Origin of the sequence: Lysinibacillus sp. NPDC056185 (genome assembly GCF_047737915.1) — a bacterium.
Lineage (GTDB): Bacteria > Bacillota > Bacilli > Bacillales_A > Planococcaceae > Lysinibacillus.
The window spans coordinates 1-20,144 of record NZ_JBLLLQ010000044.1 but is presented as its reverse complement, the minus strand read 5'-3'; the positions used below and the strand labels follow the sequence as shown (position 1 = coordinate 20,144).

Annotated in this window: 17 protein-coding genes; 14 read left to right on the top strand and 3 right to left on the bottom strand. The window is 39.3% G+C overall.

Annotation, left to right across the window (positions count from 1 at the left end; all coding sequences use genetic code 11):
* Window positions 1-26: 26 nt before the first annotated feature.
* The 4 genes from purM to purD all read left to right on the top strand — a co-directional run bounded on the left by purM (window position 27) and on the right by purD (window position 4,613).
* Window positions 27-1,082, top strand: a complete 1,056-nt coding sequence (purM, locus tag ACMZ42_RS24750; RefSeq protein ID WP_415733128.1) for a phosphoribosylformylglycinamidine cyclo-ligase — start codon at window positions 27-29, stop codon at window positions 1,080-1,082.
* Window positions 1,082-1,651, top strand: a complete 570-nt coding sequence (gene purN / locus ACMZ42_RS24745) for a phosphoribosylglycinamide formyltransferase (RefSeq protein WP_415733127.1) — start codon at window positions 1,082-1,084, stop codon at window positions 1,649-1,651. Before purM ends, purN begins: the two co-directional genes overlap by 1 nt.
* 110 nt (window positions 1,652-1,761) lie before the next feature.
* Window positions 1,762-3,288, top strand: coding sequence for a bifunctional phosphoribosylaminoimidazolecarboxamide formyltransferase/IMP cyclohydrolase (purH, locus tag ACMZ42_RS24740; RefSeq protein WP_415733126.1), 1,527 nt, complete (start codon window positions 1,762-1,764; stop codon window positions 3,286-3,288).
* Window positions 3,289-3,356: 68 nt separating this feature from the next.
* Window positions 3,357-4,613: a phosphoribosylamine--glycine ligase gene (purD, locus tag ACMZ42_RS24735; protein ID WP_415733125.1), complete on the top strand. Its 1,257-nt coding sequence runs from the start codon at window positions 3,357-3,359 to the stop codon at window positions 4,611-4,613.
* Window positions 4,614-5,194: 581 nt separating this feature from the next.
* Here purD and ACMZ42_RS24730 read toward each other — a convergent pair.
* Window positions 5,195-5,644, bottom strand: coding sequence for a hypothetical protein (locus ACMZ42_RS24730; RefSeq protein ID WP_415733124.1), 450 nt, complete (start codon window positions 5,642-5,644; stop codon window positions 5,195-5,197).
* A gap of 200 nt (window positions 5,645-5,844) precedes the next feature.
* Here ACMZ42_RS24730 and ACMZ42_RS24725 point away from each other — a divergent pair, with 200 nt between their 5' ends.
* From ACMZ42_RS24725 to ACMZ42_RS24695, 7 genes are all read left to right on the top strand, one after another.
* Entirely contained in the window at window positions 5,845-7,566 is a 1,722-nt protein-coding gene (locus tag ACMZ42_RS24725; protein ID WP_415733123.1) for an adenine deaminase C-terminal domain-containing protein, read from the top strand.
* A gap of 49 nt (window positions 7,567-7,615) precedes the next feature.
* Window positions 7,616-8,671 carry a DUF3048 domain-containing protein gene (locus tag ACMZ42_RS24720; RefSeq protein WP_370079181.1) on the top strand — a complete coding sequence of 352 codons (1,056 nt, stop codon included), beginning with the start codon at window positions 7,616-7,618 and terminating at the stop codon, window positions 8,669-8,671.
* A gap of 15 nt (window positions 8,672-8,686) precedes the next feature.
* Window positions 8,687-9,007 carry a YerC/YecD family TrpR-related protein gene (locus tag ACMZ42_RS24715; RefSeq protein WP_004225717.1) on the top strand — a complete coding sequence of 107 codons (321 nt, stop codon included), beginning with the start codon at window positions 8,687-8,689 and terminating at the stop codon, window positions 9,005-9,007.
* Window positions 9,008-9,117: 110 nt separating this feature from the next.
* Entirely contained in the window at window positions 9,118-9,807 is a 690-nt protein-coding gene (locus ACMZ42_RS24710) for a heptaprenylglyceryl phosphate synthase (protein ID WP_370079183.1), read from the top strand.
* A 32-nt stretch (window positions 9,808-9,839) separates the two neighbouring features.
* Window positions 9,840-12,092, top strand: a complete 2,253-nt coding sequence (gene pcrA / locus ACMZ42_RS24705; protein ID WP_415733122.1) for a DNA helicase PcrA — start codon at window positions 9,840-9,842, stop codon at window positions 12,090-12,092.
* A 14-nt stretch (window positions 12,093-12,106) separates the two neighbouring features.
* The gene (gene ligA / locus ACMZ42_RS24700; RefSeq protein WP_415733121.1) at window positions 12,107-14,113 is read left to right on the top strand and encodes an NAD-dependent DNA ligase LigA; all 2,007 of its coding nucleotides are present in this window, start codon (window positions 12,107-12,109) and stop codon (window positions 14,111-14,113) included.
* A 634-nt stretch (window positions 14,114-14,747) separates the two neighbouring features.
* The gene (locus ACMZ42_RS24695) at window positions 14,748-15,881 is read left to right on the top strand and encodes a CamS family sex pheromone protein (RefSeq protein WP_370079189.1); all 1,134 of its coding nucleotides are present in this window, start codon (window positions 14,748-14,750) and stop codon (window positions 15,879-15,881) included.
* Window positions 15,882-16,015: 134 nt separating this feature from the next.
* Here the strand turns inward: ACMZ42_RS24695 and ACMZ42_RS24690 are convergent, their stop codons facing one another.
* Entirely contained in the window at window positions 16,016-16,369 is a 354-nt protein-coding gene (locus ACMZ42_RS24690; protein WP_415733120.1) for a hypothetical protein, read from the bottom strand.
* 221 nt (window positions 16,370-16,590) lie between these two features.
* Between ACMZ42_RS24690 and gatC the strand changes: the two genes are divergently transcribed.
* Genes gatC through gatB form a run of 3 tightly spaced genes read left to right on the top strand, consistent with a single transcriptional unit; the run spans window position 16,591 to window position 19,795 of the window.
* On the top strand, window positions 16,591-16,878 hold the full coding sequence (gene gatC / locus ACMZ42_RS24685; protein ID WP_010857153.1) for an Asp-tRNA(Asn)/Glu-tRNA(Gln) amidotransferase subunit GatC: 288 nt from the start codon (window positions 16,591-16,593) through the stop codon (window positions 16,876-16,878).
* 24 nt (window positions 16,879-16,902) lie between these two features.
* Window positions 16,903-18,366 (top strand): Asp-tRNA(Asn)/Glu-tRNA(Gln) amidotransferase subunit GatA, encoded by a 1,464-nt coding sequence (gene gatA, locus ACMZ42_RS24680; protein ID WP_376078144.1) that lies wholly within the window; start codon window positions 16,903-16,905, stop codon window positions 18,364-18,366.
* A 1-nt stretch (window position 18,367) separates the two neighbouring features.
* Window positions 18,368-19,795 (top strand): Asp-tRNA(Asn)/Glu-tRNA(Gln) amidotransferase subunit GatB, encoded by a 1,428-nt coding sequence (gatB, locus tag ACMZ42_RS24675; RefSeq protein ID WP_415733119.1) that lies wholly within the window; start codon window positions 18,368-18,370, stop codon window positions 19,793-19,795.
* Here the strand turns inward: gatB and ACMZ42_RS24670 are convergent.
* Window positions 19,792-20,144: hypothetical protein (locus tag ACMZ42_RS24670; protein WP_415733118.1), on the bottom strand; the 353-nt coding region annotated here is incomplete at its 5' end. The genes gatB and ACMZ42_RS24670 overlap by 4 nt on opposite strands.

Below are 20,144 nucleotides of genomic sequence, written 5' to 3'. Positions count from 1 at the left end.
ATTTGGATGATAAGGAGGAACTCTGCGTGTCAAAAGCATATGAACAAGCAGGTGTAAATATTGAAGCAGGCTACGAAGCCGTAAAACGAATGAAGTCTCACGTTGAACGTACAAACCGTCTAGGTGTGATGGGCACGTTCGGTGGTTTTGGTGGTATGTTTGACTTGTCAGAACTAAATCTTAAGGAACCTGTTCTTATTTCAGGTACAGATGGTGTTGGGACAAAACTAAAGCTAGCGTTTATGGTAGATAAGCACGACACGATTGGCGTGGACTGTGTAGCGATGTGTGTCAATGATATCGTAGCGCAAGGTGCTGAACCATTGTACTTTTTAGATTATGTAGCGCTTGGCAAGGCTGAACCAGCGAAAATTGAGCAAATTGTAAAGGGTGTTGCAGATGGCTGTGTGCAATCTGGTGCGGCATTAATCGGTGGAGAAACGGCAGAGATGCCAGGTCTTTACGAAGAAGATGAGTATGATTTAGCTGGTTTTGCAGTAGGAGCCTGTGAAAAATCTGCCATCGTAACAGGCGAGAACATCGTAGAGGGTGACGTGCTTGTTGGTATTGCTTCAAGTGGAGTGCATTCAAACGGTTACTCATTAGTGAGAAAAATTGTCTTTGCAGATAATCATTACGCAGTTGATTCGATTGTGGAAGGCTACGAGGATCTTGGTCCTATCGGGGAAGCTTTGTTAGTGCCAACAAAATTATATGCGAAACCTGTGCTTGCATCTTTAAAAGCAGCAGACGTTCATGGCTGTGCACATGTAACTGGCGGTGGTTTTTATGAAAACCTACCACGTATGATGCCTGAAGGTTTAGCAACTGAAATTGACTTAGGATCTTGGCCTGTCTTACGTATTTTCGAGTTTTTAAAAGAAAAAGGCCAGTTAGAGGACAAGGATTTATATAATGTCTTTAACATGGGTATTGGCTTCGTATTAGCTGTACCTGCTGATGAAGTAAATAAAGTCCTTACTACAGTAGAAGCAAATGGTGAAAAAGCATACAAAATCGGTCGCGTTGTGAAAGGCGAGGGTGTTGTATTCAATGGCTCACATGATGGGAGTTTAGTGTAATGACTGCACCAACTAAAATTGCCGTTTTTGCTTCAGGTAGCGGCAGTAACTTTCAAGCTATTCAAGAGGCCATTGAGCGTGGTGAACTACATGCAAAGATCGAACTTGTTGTCACAGACAAGCCTAGTGCATTTGTAGTGACACGTGCTGAGAACTATAGTATTCCAGTGCTAGCTTTAAGTCCGAAAGAGTTTTCTTCAAAAGCAGATTATGAGACTGCTATTATCGAGGCTCTCCATAAATGTCATGTAGAATGGATTGTGCTTGCAGGTTATATGCGCTTAATTAGTGAAGTATTACTAACTGCATACCCACAGCGCATCGTGAATATTCACCCGTCACTATTACCGGCTTTCCCTGGTAAAGATGCCATTGGTCAAGCAATGGAACACGGAGTTAAGATAACAGGTGTAACCGTCCATTTTGTAGATGAAGGTATGGACACAGGACCTATTATTGCCCAATCGGCAGTTCAAGTTGTTGAAGGTGACCGTGAGGCAACAGAAACGGCCATTCATCAGGAAGAGCATAGGCTATATACAAAAGCTTTACAGCAATTATTAAAGTAATTCAGTGGTGAGGAGTTAGGTCTTCTGGAACAATACAGCCTAACTCTACTCTATCAATAATAGCAAGACATATTCGTGGCAAACACGATAAAAATTAGGAGGATTTCGTTGTGACTAAACGTGCATTAATCAGTGTTTCCAATAAAGATGGTATTTTAGAATTTGCAAAAGAACTAGTAGCATTAGGTTATGAAATTTTATCAACTGGTGGTACGAAAAAAATGTTACAAGACAATAATGTTGCCGTAACAGCAGTAGATGAAGTAACTAAATTCCCTGAAATTTTAGATGGTCGTGTAAAAACTTTAAATCCAATGATTCACGGTGGACTATTAGGAAAGTTTGACGATGCTTCTCATCAAGCACAAATGAATGAGCATGGAATTGAGCCAATTGAGATTGTATGTGTTAATCTTTATCCGTTTGTTGAAACAATTTCAAAGCCTAATGTAACATGGGATGACGCTATCGAAAATATTGATATCGGTGGTCCAACAATGTTACGTTCTGCAGCAAAAAACCATCAATATGTAACAGTAATTGTGGATAGCAAGGACTATACGAACGTATTAGAGGAACTTAAAGCTAATAGTGCTACGACAATTGAAACACGTCGTAAGTTAGCTGCAAAAGTTTTCCGTCACACAGCCGCTTATGATTCATATATATCAAACTACTTAACAGAAGAAGAGTTCCCAGAGAGCTTAACAATGACATATGAATTAAAACAAAACTTACGCTATGGTGAAAATCCTCATCAAAAAGCAGCGTTCTATCAAAAACGTCTAGGCTCAGATTTTTCATTAGCTTATGCTACGCAATTACATGGTAAAGAATTATCATACAACAATATTCAAGACGGTAATGCCGCATTGCAAATTGTCAAAGAGTTTGAAATGCCTGCAGCAGTAGCTGTAAAGCACATGAACCCTTGTGGTGTTGGAACGGGCGCAACATTAGAAGAAGCGTTTGATAAAGCGTATGAAGCAGATCAAACATCTATTTTCGGTGGTATTATTGCTTTAAATATGGAAGTAGATGCAGCAACTGCTGAAAAATTAAGCCATATCTTCTTAGAAATTATCATCGCACCAGCTTTCTCTCAAGAAGCACTTGATATTTTAACGAAGAAGAAAAATATTCGCTTATTAACAATTCCTTTCGAGCAAGCAAAACAAGACAAATTCAATGTTGTATCAGTTGAAGGTGGTCTTCTTGTACAAGAACCAGATCGCTACGGTTTTTCTAATGCAGATATTAAAGTTGTTACAGACCGTGAACCAACAGCACAAGAATGGGAAGCATTACAACTTGGCTGGGCAGTTGTGAAGCACGTTAAATCTAACGCTATCGTTGTGACAGATTCTCAAATGACACTTGGCGTTGGTGCTGGTCAAATGAACCGTGTTGGAGCAGCTAAAATCGCATTTGAGCAAGCGGGCGAAAAAGCAAAAGGTGCAGCATTAGCATCAGATGCATTCTTCCCAATGAGCGATACTGTAGAAGCAGCTGCAGCGGCTGGTATTACAGCCATTATTCAACCAGGTGGCTCTATCAAAGATCAGGATTCAATCGATAAAGCGAATGAATACGGCATTGCGATGGTATTCACTGGCGTACGTCATTTCAAACACTAAAATATCCAAAAACTAGACCGAGATGGGCAACATCTCGGTCTTACGTACAAAGAGGAGGATTCCCTAAAATGAAAGTATTAGTCATTGGAAGCGGCGGTCGAGAACATGCTATCGCCAAACAATTTAGTATTTCACCATCTGTTAATAAAGTATTTGTAGCACCTGGTAATGATGGCATGAGGGGCGATGCGGAAATCGTTGCTATTGATACTATGGATTTTGCAGGTCTTGCACAATTTGCAAAAGAAAATGCAGTAGATTTAACCTTTGTAGGACCTGAGCAACCACTTGCTGAAGGCATCGTTGATTTCTTTACTGCCCGTGGCTTACGAGCATTTGGTCCAACAAAGGCAGCAGCACAAATCGAAAGCAGTAAATCGTACGCGAAAGATATTATGAATAAATATAATATCCCAACAGCAGCCCATGAAACGTTTACTGAAGCTGCAAAGGCTATAGCCTATATTAAAGAGCAAGGTGCTCCAATCGTTATCAAAGCAGATGGGTTAGCAGCTGGTAAAGGTGTAGTTGTCGCAATGACAGAAGACGAAGCAATTGAAGCAGTAGAAGATATGATTGGGAACCAACGTTTTGGTGAATCCTCTTCTCGTGTTGTCATTGAAGAATTCCTAGACGGAGAAGAATTCTCCTTTATGTCATTTGTCCATAAAGGTCAGATTTACCCAATGGTGATTGCTCAAGACCACAAACGTGCTTATGATGGCGATAAAGGACCAAATACAGGTGGTATGGGAGCCTATTCACCGGTACCTCAAATCTCGCAAGAAGTAGTGGATGATGCATTTAAGACGGTTGTTGAACCGACCGTGAAAGGTATGGAGGCAGATGGTGAATCGTTTACAGGGATTTTATATGCAGGTTTGATTTTAACGAAAAATGGTCCAAAAGTGATTGAGTTTAATGCACGCTTTGGAGATCCTGAAACGCAAGTAGTTTTACCACGTATGACATCTGATTTTGGTGCATTTATGACAGCCTTGATGGATGAAAAGCCATTTGATCTGCAATGGTCCGAAGAAGCAATGCTAGGCGTAGTAATTGCTGCTGAAGGTTATCCAGGGGACGTTGAAAAAGGAAATGCATTACCTAACCTAGAGGCTCTATCAGCTTCACACGCGGTATTCCATGCGGGTACAAAGTCTGTAGATGAAAACTTTGTTGGTAACGGTGGCCGAGTTTTATTAGTAGGAGCAAAGGCATCTACTTTAAAAGAAGCACAAGAAAAAGTATACGCAGGTATTGCAACTGAAAAATGGAACAATTTCTTCTACCGCAAAGATATCGGTTGGCGTACTTTTAAATAGTACGGGCATATTGATTAGGGAAATAATTGCCCTAGAATATAATAGGATTTTTTGTTTGCATTTTGCTGATGTAAAACCTTTTTAGCTGATTGAAGCGGAGGGCCACTCGATTGCTCCCGCCGCTTTGCTTTTATCTTAGAGCAAAGCTTTCCCAGGAAAAGTGAGACAGAAGAGATCCTGCTCGGAGTATATATTTTCTGTGCGAAAGCGAAGGGATGGCTTATTGTATTCACGGAAAAGTTAGTAGCCTGCAACGCGAACCTGCTTCTTCTAATTAGATTTATACTTAAAGTTGGAGACGACATTTATTAAAACATATGCATTGTATTTAAGTTGATTGGAGTGGAGGCTGGGCGACTCCTCGGGGATTAGCGTCACAGATGAGACCCTGGAGCGAGCAACGCGAGTGAAGCGGCTCATCGGACGCCCCCAGGAAAGCGCCCAGTCGGAACCGAAATCAACCCACACTATGGTAAAATTAAATATTTTAATCATTCAATGAAACTTCTTATTGTTTTCAAACGTATGATTTAAAAAGGGTGAAAGCCGTCTCAACTGTACAGTTGAGACGGCTCCTTTGACTAAGAAGGATTTTGAGCTTTATTTGTAGAATTTTTACTTTCTGAGGAATTTTGATTTGAAGTGCTGGAGTCAGATTGCTTTGATGCAGTTGCATTTGATCCTGACGTATTTCCAGATATAACAGAGGAGAAATCCTTCATGAGTTTACCGATTTGTTCAGATGACATAGAATTTTGGCCGCTGAACATACTTTGCATAGAAGAGTTGCCGGTGCTATTGTTGTTGCTGTTGCTCATAGAGCTCTCCATAGTAGAGCACAGTAAAGCTTTCGTTGGGCAATACTTAAAGATACCCTCAGCCATTTTAAAGGCACCAAATGCAATCATCAATCGACCTTTCGTACATTCAGGATTTCTTGAGACTTTAGCGATACCAAATGCCGTTAAACTTACACCCATGGCAAAGCGACAAAAGGCATTTTTTTCGCTTAAATTCGATTCTTGCATCATAATATTTCCTCCTTTAGTCATTGTGGAAAAAATAAAGCGGGGTGCACTTTGTTTTATGAAAGTGCTGTGTTACGATTGAAACAAGATGATTGCATAAAGCATTAATTTTATGAAAAAAAGCGTTTATGCAGTAGTAGTATGTGATTTCGCGTAGGATTTACACAATGAAATTTTACGTAATTTAGGAAGGGGCGAATAGAATGGATCCAGTATGGAAAATTACAGAATTACGTCAACAATTAGCTGTAATTGATGGAAAAAAAGCACCGGATATTGTATTAAAAAATGCACGTTATTTACATAGCATGCTCAAACAATGGATAGTAGGGAACATTTGGATTTTAGGAGATCGTATTGTCTATGCTGGTGATAGAATGCCTCCGTTATTAGAAGGGACCGAGGTGGTCGATTGTACGAATAAAACCATTGTACCAGGATATATTGAGCCGCATGTTCATCCGTTCCAGTTATACCATCCGCAATCTTTTGCAGATTTTTGTGGACAACTTGGAACTACAGCTTTTATTTCAGATAATTTAAGCTTCGTTTTATCTTTAGAAAATAAGAAAGCGTTTTCAATACTGGATGATTTGAAAAAGCTACCGTTTTCATTTTATTGGTGGACTCGTTTTGATTCGCAAACTGAAATGGAACAGGAGGAAGAGATTTTTTCTAATACGTCCATTTTAGAATGGTTGGAACGAGATGATGTTTTACTTGGAGGAGAATTAACGGGCTGGCCAAGGTTGTTACATGGCGATGACCAAATGCTCTATCGCATGCAAATGGCTAAGGGCTACGGGAAAAAAATAGAAGGGCATTTCCCTGGTGCATCTGAACGAACTTTAGCACGTATGAAGCTACTTGGTGCAGATGGTGATCATGAAGCTATGACAGTGGAAGAAGTAGAACGACGTATTATGCAAGGATATGCTGTAACGCTACGTCATTCTTCAATACGTCCAGACCTACCAGATCTATTAAAGGGAATAGTCGAAAAAGAACTACCTATTTTTGATCATTTAATGATGACAACAGATGGTTCACCACCTTCTTTTCATGAGGATGGTGTAATGGATAAATGTATTCAAGTAGCTTTAGATGCAGGTGTAGCGCCAATAGATGCTTATCAAATGGCTTCCTATAATGTGGCACGTTATTATAATATGTCCAACTTACATGGCTTTATCGCAACAGGTCGATTTGCCTCCCTAAATATTTTACAAGATGAATGGCATCCAGTTCCTGAGAGCGTACTTTCGAAGGGTGTTTGGTTAAAACGCGATGGAGAACAAGTGCAAAAACTTGCTGAAATTGATTATTCAGCGTTACCTGCATTTGACTTAGATTTTTCATTAACATCTCATGATTTTCAATTCTCGATGCCGTTTGGAATTGAGTTAGTAAATGATGTTATTACGAAACCATATAACTCATTAATTACTAGAGAAGGGCAGCTTGCAGATCATGATGAATGTTATTTAATGCTTATGAATAGAGATGGCAATTGGCATGTTAACACGATGATTAAAGGTTTTGCTACTAGTGTTCAAGGGTTTGCCTCATCTTATTCGAATACAGGCGATATTTTACTGATCGGAAAAAATAAAGACGATATGATCAAAGCCTTTGAGGAAATGAAGGCAATGCGTGGTGGTATTGTCCTTGTTGAAAAAGGTGAAGTAATTGCTACCGTTCCTTTAACAATTGGCGGTCTTTTATATGATGGAGATGTGAAGGAACTAGCAGAAAAAGAGAAGTTCTTAAAGCAAGCATTAGCAGAACGTGGTTACCACTTAGGAGACGCAATTTATTCTTTACTATTCTTACAATCGACACATTTACCATATATTCGTATAACGCCAAAAGGGATTTTTGATGTTATGAAGAATAAGTTATTATTACCAGCAGTGATGCGTTAATTGAAGTTTCCCTATGGTAGATGTAATTGATAAAAGGAGAGTAATGCTTGTGTTCAAATCGAAGAAACTATTTATCGCAATGGCTTTTAGCACCTTATTGATAGGAGGATGTTCAAAAGATTCGTCGGAAGTGAAGAAAGATGATACGAGCAAGGTTGACGATGGAACTGCTATTGAAGAGCCTGTTCAAGAAGGAGCGTTTGTTGCTCCGTTAACAGGTGAAGCTGTGAAGGAAGAAATTACACAACGTCCAATTATTGTTACCGTTAATAATCACCCGAAAGCACGTCCACAATCAGGAATAGAAGCGGCAGATATCATTTATGAAATGCTGGCAGAAGGCAATGTTACGCGTTTATTAGCAGTTTATCAAAGTGAACTGCCAGAAAATGTAGGGCCTGTTCGTAGTGCTCGATCTTATTTTGTTGATCTTGCAAAAAGCTATGGTGCATTTTACGTAGCACATGGTTATAGCCCAGAGGCAAAATCGATGCTTACTAATAATGTAGTCGACAATATAAATGGTATGGATTATGATGGCACACTTTTTAAGCGTTCAAAAGACCGTGTTGCTCCACACAACTCGTATATTACGTCTGAAAATATAGTAAATGGAGCGGAAAAAGTGGGCGCTTCAATGAGTTACCATGAAAAAGTACATGAGGCTTTTTATGAACCCGATGAACGTGGTAAAATAGGCAATGAAACAAGTCGAGTGGACATTTACTACGGAAATAGTGAGTATTTCCATAATTCGTATTTGTATGATAAGCAAAGTAATCGTTATGGACGACAATCGGCTGGCGTTGACACAAAGGATATGTTAACAGGCGATACATTATCATTTTCAAATGTTCTATTTTTTGAAATGAAACATCGAACGATTGATAATGAGGGGCGCCAAGATATTGATTTAACTTCTGGTGGAAATGCGTATGTATTTCAAAATGGCTATATGAGAGAAGTCAAATGGGCTAATATTGATGGAATACCAATGGCTGTAGAAGAGTCTGGGGAGCTTGTGAAGTTAGTACCAGGGAAGTCTTGGATTCATTTCGTACCAACTTCACCAGGGTTACAAGCAATGGTGAAAACGCAGCCTTAAAGGGAGGAAGATTGCATGCAAATCGAAAAAATTCGAGGGCATCAAACAGATCAATTATTTAAAGCAGTGTTAGAGCTGAAAGACATCGAAGAATGCTATAAATTTTTTGATGATTTATGTACGATTAGTGAAATTCAATCGCTGGCACAACGCTTTGAGGTTGCGCATTTACTACGTTTAAAGAAAACCTACGAATCCATTAAAAAGGAAACAGGTGCAAGTACAGCAACTATTTCGCGTGTACGTCGTTGCTTTGATTACGGGAATGATACATATGATGAAATGTTAGGTCGTTTGTATCCAGATGAAAAGCCGTTTCAAGCACCAAAAGAATAGTAGGTAAAGGGGCTGGGTAGAGTTTTTACCCAGTCTTTTTCATTTTTTTGTAGACAGTCATAAGCTATACTTGTAAACGAATAGATAGAAAATGATAGGTGGTAAAATAGATGGATTATTTAGAATGGAGACATGTGTTCAAGCTAGACCCAGCTAAAGATATTTCAGATGAGGCACTAGAAAAAATTTGTGAATCAGGTACAGATGTTATTATAGTTGGCGGAACAGACGGTGTAACTTTAGATGGTGTATTAGATTTACTTGTTCGTGTAAGACGCTTTGAAGTACCAATAGCGCTTGAAATTTCTGCGATTGATTCAGTAACACCAGGTTATGACTATTATTTCATTCCAACCGTGTTGAATAGTGACGATCCAAAGTGGATTAAAAATTTACACCATGAAGCCATTAAAGAATATGGAGATATTATGGTATGGGATGAACTAGTCGCTGAAGGTTATTGTATTTTAAACCCGAATTGTAAAGTAGCGGAAGTAACGAATGCGAAAACTGATTTATCTATTGATGATGTTGTTGCATACGCACGTATGGCTGAAAATTTCTTTAGACTACCTGTATTTTATGTAGAGTATAGCGGTACTTATGGGGATATTGAGGTTGTAAGTGCTGTGAAAAATGAACTGAAAAATACGCGACTGTTTTACGGTGGCGGTATTACATCTGCTAAGCAAGCAGCAGAAATGGCAAAATATGCAGATACAGTAGTAGTTGGTAATATTATTTACGAAGATTTAAAAGCTGCACTTGCGACTGTTAAGGCTGTAAAAAATAATATATAATGTAAGAACAAATGTTTGTAAGGCGGTGCGGAATGGAGCAGTTAACGAAAAACTTATTAGCAGGTATGAATCCTGAGCAGGAAAATGCGGTTAAAACAACTGAGGGGCCGCTTCTAATTATGGCGGGTGCTGGATCAGGGAAGACACGTGTATTGACACATCGTATAGCATACTTAGTAATTGAAAAAGAAGTATACCCATCAAAGATTTTAGCAATTACATTTACAAATAAAGCTGCACGTGAAATGCGTGAGCGTATAGATGGCATACTAGGTAACGGAACTGGCGATAGTATGTGGGTATCGACATTCCACTCAATGTGTGTGCGTATTTTACGACGTAATATTGATCAGCTTGGAATATCACGTAACTTTTCAATTTTAGATTCTACTGATCAGCTATCAGTTATTAAAAATGTTATGAAGGATGAAAATATTGATACTAAACGTTTTGAACCTCGTGCGATTTTAAATGCGATTAGTTCAGCAAAAAACGAATGTAAAACTGCGGACGATTATGCAGGTCAAATCAATGAAAATAATCCTTACGAAAAAACGATTGCACGTGTTTATAAAGGTTATGAAAAAAGATTACGCCGCAATCAATCACTCGATTTTGACGATTTAATTATGACAACTATTACATTATTCAATCGTGTACCAGAAGTGCTTGAATACTATCAAAATAAATTCCAATATATTCATGTAGATGAATATCAAGATACGAATAAATCCCAATATTTACTCGTTCAGTTGCTTGCCAAGAAATTTAAAAATATTTGTGTTGTAGGTGATTCAGACCAATCGATTTATCGTTGGCGTGGTGCAGATATTAGCAATATTCTTTCATTCGAAAAGGATTATCCAAATGCTAAGGCCATTATGCTTGAGCAAAATTATCGTTCAACAAAACGCATCCTACAAGCGGCAAATGACGTCATTCAAAATAATACAACACGTTATCCAAAAGAACTGCGTACAGAAAATGCAGAGGGTGAAAAAATCGTGTTGTACAAATCGTATAACGAGCAAGAGGAAGCGCAATTCGTTGTACAAACAATTCAACAGCTTATTCAAAAAGAAAATCGTACGTTTGATGACTTTGCGATACTATATCGTACAAATGCTCAGTCCCGTGTGATGGAGGAAGTGCTTGTTAAGTCCAATATGGCTTATCAAATAGTTGGTGGTACTAAGTTCTATGATCGTAAAGAGATTAAGGATTTACTTGCCTACTTACGCCTTATTGCCAATAACGATGATGATTTATCACTCGCACGTGTTATTAATGAGCCAAAGCGTAGTATCGGTGCAACTTCCTTTGAAAAAATGGCGCGCTATGCGATTGAACAAGATCGCTCTATTTTTGATGCCATGAATGATCTTGTATTCATGGGTCTTTCAGGGAAGGCTGCTAATTCAGCTGAGCAATTTTATGCAATGATTAAAGGCTTTACAGAGATGCAAGAATATTTATCGGTGACAGAAATTGTAGAGCAGGTCATTGACAAATCTGGTTATCGAGCAATGCTACAAAATGAAAAGACGATTGAAGCGGAAAGCCGCTTAGAAAATATTGAAGAGTTTTTATCAGTAACAAAGGCTTTTGAAGAGCGTAGTGATGATAAAAGCTTAATTGCCTTTTTAACTGATTTAGCGCTAATTGCAGATATTGATGCACTTGATAAAGATGACACATCGAAGGGCAACATTATTTTAATGACAATGCATGCTGCAAAGGGCTTAGAATTCCCTATTGTCTTTATCATTGGAATGGAGGAAAATATCTTCCCGCATTCTCGTTCACTTGATGATATGGATGAAATGGAAGAAGAAAGACGATTAATGTATGTCGGCGTGACACGTGCAGAGGAACGCTTATATTTAACGAGTGCACAAAGTCGTACGATTTTTGGTCGTTCTAGCTACAACAATGTGTCACGTTTCTTAGGTGAAATTTCGGAAGATATTACAGAATCAATATCCAAAGGTGGTTCGAAGCCTGAGGTTCCGTTTGCCTCTAGTAATCGTTCTGCAGGCGGCTATCAAAAACGTACACTTGGAGCGGTTCAGAAAACACAGCCTGCAACAGCTCGCTTACAAACAACTGGTGGAGACCAATTTGGCTGGAAGGCTGGAGACAAAGCGATCCATAAAAAATGGGGAACAGGTATGGTTGTTAGTGTAAAAGGTGAGGGTGATAGTACAGAGCTAGATATTGCCTTTCCACAACCTATTGGTATTAAGCGATTACTAGCACAATTTGCACCTATTGAAAAAGGGTAAGCGGAGGAACTTAAATGAACGAAATTGAACAGCGCGTTGTGGAGTTAAATAAATTATTACACGAATACGGTCATGCCTATTACGTGTTGGATAAACCTGTCGTAGCAGATAGTGTTTATGACCAATTATTACATGAGCTTATTGCATTAGAGGAAGCGAATCCGTCACTTATTTACCTAGATTCACCTACGCAGCGTGTAGGCGGGGCAGTGGTAGAAGGCTTTAAGAAGGTGACTCACGATTACCCGATGCTAAGTCTATCAAACGCTTTTAATGAAGAAGACTTACGTGAATTTGACCGTAAAGTACGTCAAGCAATCGGTGATAACTTTTCCTATGTTTGCGAGCTGAAAATTGATGGTCTTGCCATTTCATTAAAATACGAAAATGGCGTTTTTGTACAAGGAGCAACGCGAGGAGACGGTGTTGTAGGGGAAGATATTACAGCAAATTTAAAAACGATTCGAGCAATACCTCTTCGATTGAAGGAACCACTTACAATTGAAGTACGTGGTGAGGCATATATGCCTAAAAAATCATTTGAAAAATTAAATACCCTACGTGCTGAAAATGGAGAGGAATTATTCGCTAATCCACGAAATGCAGCTGCCGGCTCTTTACGCCAGTTAGATCCTAAAATAGCAGCGAGTCGTCAACTATCAACCTTTATTTATGCAATTGGGGGAGATGGCGAGGCATACGGTATTGACGGTCATGCAGAGATGCTCGATTATTTAGAAGGACTAGGCTTCCCATCAAATAAAGAGCGTCAACGCTGCTCAACAATTGAAGATGTACTAGCCTTTATCGAAAAATGGACTGAAAATCGTCCGAATTTAGCCTATGAAATTGACGGTATTGTTATTAAGGTGGATCGCTATGCGCAACAGGATGAGCTTGGTTATACAGCAAAGAGTCCACGTTGGGCAATTGCTTACAAATTCCCTGCTGAGGAAGTAGTGACAACATTACTTGATATTGATTTAACGGTTGGTCGTACAGGTGTTGTTACACCAACTGCTATTTTATCGCCTGTTCAAGTGGCAGGTACGACAGTTCAACGTGCGTCATTACACAATGAGGATTTAATTCGAGAAAAAGATATTCGACTAGGTGATTCAGTCATTATCCGAAAAGCTGGAGATATTATTCCTCAAGTTGTAGGTGTAATACTAGAACAGCGCCCTGAGGACTCAGTGCCATATGTAATGCCTGAAAGTTGTCCAGTTTGTGATAGCGAGCTTATTCGTATCGAAGGAGAAGTGGCATTACGCTGTGTAAATCCGGCATGTTTTGCACAAATTGCGGAGAGCATTAAATATTTCGTATCGCGTAATGCTATGAATATTGACGGTCTTGGTGATAAAGTCGTTGAGCAATTATTACGTGCAGATTTAATTCATGATATTTCTGATTTGTATCACTTAACTGTAGAACAGCTTGTCGAGCTTGAGCGTATGGGAGAAAAATCAGCGACGAATTTAGTGAGTGCTATTCAGGCTTCCAAAGAAAATTCGATGGAGCGTTTACTAATTGGATTAGGGATACGACATGTTGGCGAAAAAGCAGCAAAAATTGTTTCAGAGGAGTTTGAAACGATGGAAGCAGTGATGGCAGCAACAGAGGAGCAACTAGTGGCGATTCATGAAATTGGCGATAAAATGGCTTCATCGCTTGTCGAGTATTTTTCAAATGAGGATGCACGTGCAGTCATTGGACGCCTTGCTGAAGTAGGTGTCAATATGACATATAAAGGTAAAAAGATAGAAGTAGCTGTTGGGGATAATCCTTTTGCGGGCAAAACAATCGTATTAACTGGTAAACTTGAGCAATTGACACGTAACGAAGCAAAGGCGAAAATAGAAGAGTTAGGTGGTATTGTTTCAGGCAGTGTCAGCAAAAAAACTGATCTTGTCATTGCAGGAGCAGATGCGGGTTCTAAACTAGCAAAAGCCGAGCAATTAGGTATTGAAGTTTGGAATGAAGACAGCCTGATCGAACAGCTTAACCTCGTAAAATAATGGGAAATATCAGATTCGTCACCAAAAGTTGTGGATGACATTTGTAAAAATGTATACTTTATATAAGTTGATTGGAGTGGAGACTGGGCGACTCCTTGGGGATCAGCAATAGAGGAACGAAGGCTAAAACCATCACGTCCTGTGATAACGCCTTCGTGACCAACATCGGTGCTGTTGCCGCTGCCGCTACGCTTTCGCGCAGATAAAACCCTTTTGCTGTCACTTCGTTGCACTACGTTTTCGCACAGAATGAAACCCTTTTGCTGACGCTGCGTTAGCACTACGCTTTCGCGCAAAAAACATCTGTTGGCTCGAGACCCTGCAGCGCTAGCGGATGTTTTCTGTGCGAAAGCGAAGCGTCAGCAACAACAAATGTTTTCTGTAGCGAAAGCAAAGCGGCAGCTACAAATGTTTTCTGTGCGAAAGCGTAGCGTCAGCAACAAAGCGCCCAGTCGGAACAGAAATCAACCACACGTTATGGTGATGAGCCAAATATTATAGTAAAGTATGATGAATTGTCATACTCACTTGGTGGAGAATAGAGGCATTTTATATATGTCTCTTTCTGCCCATAGGTAGGGTATGAACAATTCGTCGAGCAGAATTTGGTTTACAGTAAAGGAGTATAAAAATAATGAAGTCATTTCGACTCATTCCAGCAATTGTCGCTGCTGCAATGCTAGTCGGCTGTGTGCCTTCTAATAAGAAGGAAACAGAGCTTACACAGGAGACGCAACAGGAAAAAGCGGAAACAACGATTATTCCAAGCATACAGATTGATGATTCATACTATAGAACGCTAACACCTTATAAACAAAGTGCTAGCAGAGGATTAGTAGTTTCAAATATCTTTACGAAATATGATATGAAGGAAGTAGAAACAGGTTTAATGCGACTTTCTCAAAATGAGTTTGACACAGAAAACTACTTCTTCCAAGAGGGGCAATATTTAGCGGAAAGCACAGTGACAGATTGGCTTGCACGTAGTTCACAAACGAAGGAAGGTTTAAATCCCCCAACGACGGACTCAATGCCAGCAGAAGAACGTGCAACTAAGGCCCCAATCTATTTATCACATATTGTTGAGCAAAATTATTTAACAAAAACTAGTGATAATAAAGTGAAATTAGGCGGTATTTCGATAGGACTTTCCTTAAACTCTATTTATTACTATCAAAAAGAAAAATATGGAGAGTACTATGAGCAACCAATTCCGGAGGCAAAACTCATTGAGCAAGGAAAGAAAATGGCCGCTGAAATTGTATCCCGCCTAAGAACTCGTGATGAATTGAAAGATATACCGATTGTAGTAGGCTTGTTTAAACAAAAAGCTCGCAATGACATTATTCCAGGAACGTATTTTAGCTATGGCGTAGCAAAAGCAGGACAAAACGACGTAGCTAATTGGAAAGGTATCGACGAAGAATATGTATTATTCCCAACGAGTGAATCACAGGATGTATACAGAGATGTTAGCAATAACTTTAAGAATTTTAAACAAGATGTAGATAAATACTTTTCTAATTATACTAGTGTAATAGGAACAGGCTTCTATCAAGATAAAAAAATTCAAAAGCTAACGATTGAAGTGCCAATCCAATTCTACGGCAAGTCTGAAATTATAGGCTTTACTCAATATTTAACAGGTGTTCTGATCAATCAATTTGATAACATCAATGTTGAAGTAAATATTACCTCAATAAATGGTCCAGAGGCATTGATCGTAAAGAATGCCAGCGAAAAGGAACCATACGTCCATATCTATTAAAATATAGTCAGCCTCGCGCTGACTATATTTTTTATGGGAAGAAAAATGAGTTCGTTGGAAGAATTAATCAGAGTGTTGGATAGACTCTTTAGAGTGAAAGCGACGGAAAGATACCCCGGAGCGACGGATAAAGTCTACGAATCGACGGAAAGAAACAAGAGCGACGGATAGCCCTGCCGAAGAGACGGATAGAAAAGGGAAAGCGACGGAAAGATATCCCGGATCGACGGATAAAGTCTACGAATCGACGGAAAGAAACAAGAGCGACGGATAGTCCCACCGAAATGACGGATAGAAAAGGGAAAGCGACGGAAAGATTCGTCAGAGCGACAGATAAAGTCTTCGAAAAGACGGAAAGAAACAAGAGCGACGGATAGTCCCGCCGAAGAGACGGATAGAAAAGCGAAAGCGACGGAAAGATTCGTCAGAGCGACGGATAAAGTCTTCGAATCGACGGAAAGCCTCCCTGTCTCAAGAGCGCAGCACACAACCCATGCCCTACTCCTGAAAAGCGAAGTCTATATGAAGGACTCGAAAAGCAGTCCCTAAAGACAACACTTCGTCATAGTAGTGAAAGTTTCTTTATTTTTGGTGAAAGTTGTGATTTTTAATATGAAAAATGTTATGATTACTTGCATGGTTAACTTTATTCAACCCTATTGTTATCGATAAAAACAATGAATTGAGTGAGTATTCGGAGGTGTGAAAAATGGCAAAATTAACAAAAGAAGAAGTTAAACACGTTGCAAATTTAGCACGTCTTGCAATTACGGAAGAGGAAGCAGAGAAATTTGCTGAACAGCTTGGTAAAATTACAGACTTCGCAGAGCAACTAAACGAGTTAGATACAACGAATGTTGAACCAACAACTCATGTTTTACCATTAGTAAACGTAATGCGTGAAGATGTGGCAACAAAAGGCTTAGACCGTGAAGTAATGATGTTAAACGTAAAAGAACAAGAAGATGGTCAAGTAAAAGTACCAGCTATCATGTAATACTAAAACATAGGAGGATTCCTCATGACGTTATTTGAACGTTCAGCAAAGGAGCTACAAGCTGACATTAAAGCGGGTAACCTAACAATCGCTGATTTAACAAAAGAAGCATACGAACGTGTGGCAAAGCTTGACGGCGATGTACAAGCTTTCCTTGCTTCAAACGAAGAAAAAGCAACTGCACAAGCAGCTGAAATGGATAAAGTGCCATTTGAAGAGCGTGGACCACTTTTTGGTCTCCCTATCGGTGTTAAAGACAACATCGTGACAGAAGGTTTAGAAACAACTTGTGCTTCTAAAATTCTAGAAGGCTTTATGCCAATTTATGATGCAACAGTAGTTAAAAAGCTACGCGAAGCTGGTATGGTCACTATCGGTAAATTAAACATGGACGAGTTTGCAATGGGTTCTTCAAATGAAAACTCGTACTATAAAACAACAAAAAATCCATGGAATTTAAACCACGTACCAGGTGGATCTTCAGGTGCGTCTGCAGCAGCAGTAGCAGCAGGTGAAGTACCATTCTCACTTGGTTCTGATACAGGTGGTTCAATCCGTCAACCAGCAGCATATTGCGGTGTTGTAGGGATGAAGCCTACATATGGTCGTGTATCTCGCTTTGGTCTAGTTGCATTTGCATCTTCTTTAGATCAAATCGGACCAATTACACGTAATGTTGAAGATAACGCCCTTTTACTTGAAGCAATCGCAGGATTAGATGCAAACGATTCAACTTCTGCAGACGTAGAAGTACCAAACTACGCAGCAGCCCTTACAGGTGACGTAAAAGGCTTACGTATCGCTGTGCCAAAAGAATTCCTTGGTGAAGGTGTTGGCGAAGCAGCACGTCAATCAGTGCTTGATGCATTAGAAGTATTAAAAGGCTTAGGTGCTACAGTAGAAGAAGTATCGCTTCCTCACTCGAAATATGCACTTGCAGCATACTATATTCTTTCTTCTTCTGAAGCGTCTTCTAACCTTTCTCGTTTTGATGGGATCCGTTATGGTTTCCGTGCAGAAAATGTTAATAATTTGATGGACCTTTATAAAGAAACACGTGCACAAGGCTTTGGCGATGAAGTAAAACGTCGTATCATGCTTGGTACTTACTCGCTAAGTGCAGGTACGTATGATGCTTACTACAAAAAAGCTCAACAAGCACGTACACTTATCAAAGCAGACTACGACAAAGTATTTGAAGACTTTGACGTAATTATTGGACCAACTTCTCCAACACCAGCATTCAAAATTGGTGAAAACGTCGATGATCCAATGACGATGTATGCAAATGATATTTTAACGATTCCTATGAACTTAGCTGGTGTGCCAGCCATCTCAATCCCATGTGGTATTGAAAATGGTCTACCACTAGGCCTACAAATTATCGGTAAATATTTCGATGAAGCAACAATTTACCGTGTAGCTCATGCTTTTGAACAAGCAACGGAGTTCCATAAACAAGTTCCTCAAATTTGGGAGGGAAAATAACATGAACTTTGAAACAGTCATTGGTTTAGAAGTACACGTTGAGTTAAAAACGAACTCAAAAATCTTCTCACCAGCACCAGCTCATTTTGGTGCTGAACCAAATACAAATACTACAGTTATCGACCTAGGCTATCCTGGTGTCCTACCTGTACTTAATAAAAATGTTGTAGATTTCGCAATGCGTGCAGCACTTGCACTAAATATGGAAATCGAACAAGAAACAAAATTTGACCGTAAAAACTACTTCTATCCAGATAATCCGAAAGCTTATCAAATTTCTCAATTTGATAAGCCAATCGGTAAAAACGGCTGGGTTGATATCGAAGTAGATGGTTATACAAAACGTATTGGTATTACACGTCTTCATATGGAAGAAGATGCTGGTAAACTGTCTCACAGTGACGACCACTCTTTAGTTGACTTTAACCGTCAAGGTACACCACTTGTAGAAATCGTTTCTGAGCCAGATATTCGTACACCAAACGAAGCGTATGCGTATCTTGAAAAAGTAAAATCAATCATCCAATATGCAGATGTTTCAGACTGTAAAATGGAAGAGGGATCTTTACGTTGTGATGCCAACATCTCAATCCGCCCATACGGTCAAGAAGAATTCGGTACGAAAACAGAGCTTAAAAACCTGAACTCTTTCAACTATGTTCGCCGTGGTTTAGAGCACGAAGAATTACGCCAAGCTGATGTCCTTCTTTCAGGTGGGGTAATTGATCAAGAAACTCGTCGTTTCGATGAAAAAACAGGTAAAACAATTCTTATGCGTGTGAAAGAAGGAACAGATGATTATCGTTACTTCCCAGAGCCAGACTTAGTTCGTCTATCAATCGATGATGAATGGTTAGAACGAGTAAAATCAGAAATTCCAGAGCTACCAGATGCTCGTAAAAAACGCTATGTTGAAGAATTAGGCTTAACACCATATGATGCAGGAGTTCTTGTTATTTCAAAAGAAATCTCAGACTTCTTCGAGGCAATGGTAGCTAAAGATGCGGATGCAAAGCTTTCAGCAAACTGGCTTATGGGGGATGTTTCTGCCTATCTAAACGCAGAACAAAAAGACCTTAAAGATACTGCATTAACACCAGAAAACCTTGCAGAAATGGTGAAATTAATCACTGACGGTACAATTTCTTCTAAGATCGGTAAAAAAGTATTTGCTGAATTAGTAGAAAAAGGCGGTTCTGCAGGAGAAATCGTTAAAGCAAAAGGTTTAGTTCAAATTTCTGATGAAGGTGCATTACTTGCTATCGTTACAGAAGTTCTAGACAACAATGCACAATCAATCGAAGACTTCAAAAATGGTAAGGATCGCGCTATCGGCTTCTTAGTTGGTCAAATTATGAAAGCTACTAAAGGTCAAGCGAACCCACCAATGGTCAATAAATTATTACAACAAGAAATTGCAAAACGTTAATTGCAATTACAATAGAAGGCCAAGAGAGCAAATTCGTTTTCTTGGCTTTTTATTTTAAAAAATATACATACAAAAGACTCTTTGGGGTATCTATAACAAGATAAAATGCCCCCATTACCATAAAGTATCAACAGGTAGTAGTTTAGAAAGGTTACATATTGACCTTTCCGAAGTGGAGTTATATTAAAAAACGGCTCATTGAACTTAATTTTATGGTTCATCACCAAAAGTTGTGGATGACTTTTGTTAAAACTTCTACTATGTAAATAAGTTGATTGGAGTGGAGGCTGGGCGACTCCTTGGGGATTAGCGATAGAGGAACGAAGGCTAAAACCATCACATCCTGTGA